Genomic DNA, 1532 nt, shown 5'->3' with positions numbered 1-1532 from the left:
TGCCGGTATCCCAGGAATTTTTGCTCGCTGGTTGCGTCGCAAAACCTTTGTCTTTGAAGTGCGTGACCTATGGCCTGAACTTCCGCGTGAAATGGGGGTGATCAAAAACCCGTTTGTGTTGTCTTTGATGTATCTTCTTGAATGGGCTTCCTACCGATCGGCAAATCGCTGCATAGGGCTTTCTCCTGGAATCGTTGAAGGTATTACTAGGAGAGGTGTAGCGGCCGATAATGTTTGTTTAGTTCCTAATGGTTGTGACCTCGATATTTTCAACGTGGAGCTTGATGCGTGGCGTCCAGAGGATGTTGATAGTACCGACCTTATGGCTGTTTTTACCGGCACCCATGGTCAGGCCAATGGCTTGGATGCGGTGATTGACGCAGCCCTAGAACTCGAAACCCGAAAAGAGACGGGGGTTAAGATTGTGTTGATCGGTCAAGGCCAAATGAAGCCTAAGCTTCAAGAGCGCGTTAAAGAGCTCGGATTAGGCAATGTTGTATTCCATGCGCCCGTCGATAAGCAGCGTTTAGCGGGTTTGATGCTCAGTGCTGATATTGGTATGCAGTTGCTGGCAAACGTAAAAGCGTTTTATTTTGGTACTTCGCCTAACAAGTTTTTTGATTATTTAGCTGCAGGTCTACCAGTGTTAAATAACTATCCGGGCTGGGTTGCAGAACTTGTTACTGAGAACGAGTGCGGATTTGCCGTTCCCCCTGATGATCCGGAAGCGTTTGCTTCGTCATTGATCAATGTACGGGATAATCGAGAGCAGCTTAAGCAGATGGGGATGAATGCACGTAAGCTCGCCGTAGAGCGTTTCGCCCGTGAGGACTTGGCCGATGAATGGCTACGTTGGGTACTATACGCAGAAAAGTCACTTCAGAATAATACTGGCGCATATACCTTGGGCAATAACGTATGAAGCGTCTGCTTGATGTGCTGCTTTCTGCTACGGCATTGTTGGTGTTGTCGCCAGTAATAGTGCTAACAGCTATATTGGTGGGGCTAGGTTTGGGCCAGCCAGTGTTCTTTCGTCAACCCCGTCCTGGTTTAAATGGTAAACCCTTTGAGATGATTAAATTTCGAACCATGCGTGATGCGTTAGATAATCATGGAAATCAACTACCAGATTCAGAGCGCTTAACTAAGCTAGGCAAGTTTTTGCGTTCGAGCAGTCTGGATGAATTGCCAGAGCTCTGGAATGTATTGAAAGGCGATATGAGTTTAGTCGGCCCGCGTCCATTATTAATGGAATACCTTCCTCTTTATAGCGATGAACAGAAACGTCGGCATGAAGTGCGCCCTGGCGTAACAGGTTGGGCGCAAGTGAATGGCCGTAATGCGATTTCTTGGGACGAAAAGTTCAAACTTGATGTTTGGTATGTTGATAACCAAACCTTCTGGCTCGATGTAAAAATCCTGTTTTTGACGGTTTTTAAAGTGTTTAAGCGCGATGGGGTCTCGCAAGAGGGTGAGGCGACGATGGAGCGATTTAAGGGTTCTAACTCATGAGCCGTTTGGTCGTTGTCGGT

Annotated in this window: 2 protein-coding genes; both read left to right on the top strand. The window is 47.3% G+C overall.

Annotation, left to right across the window (positions count from 1 at the left end; genetic code table 11):
• A partial coding sequence (locus A3762_RS10320) for a glycosyltransferase family 4 protein (protein ID WP_068755314.1) occupies window positions 1-922 on the top strand: 922 nt, incomplete at its 5' end.
• The gene (locus A3762_RS10315) at window positions 919-1512 is read left to right on the top strand and encodes a sugar transferase (RefSeq protein WP_068755312.1); all 594 of its coding nucleotides are present in this window, start codon (window positions 919-921) and stop codon (window positions 1510-1512) included. The genes A3762_RS10320 and A3762_RS10315, both read left to right, overlap by 4 nt.
• Window positions 1513-1532 lie beyond the last annotated feature (20 nt).

Source organism: Oleiphilus sp. HI0125 (assembly GCF_001635355.1).
The sequence above is the reverse complement of the archived record's forward strand: the minus strand, read 5'-3'. Positions and strand labels throughout refer to the sequence as shown.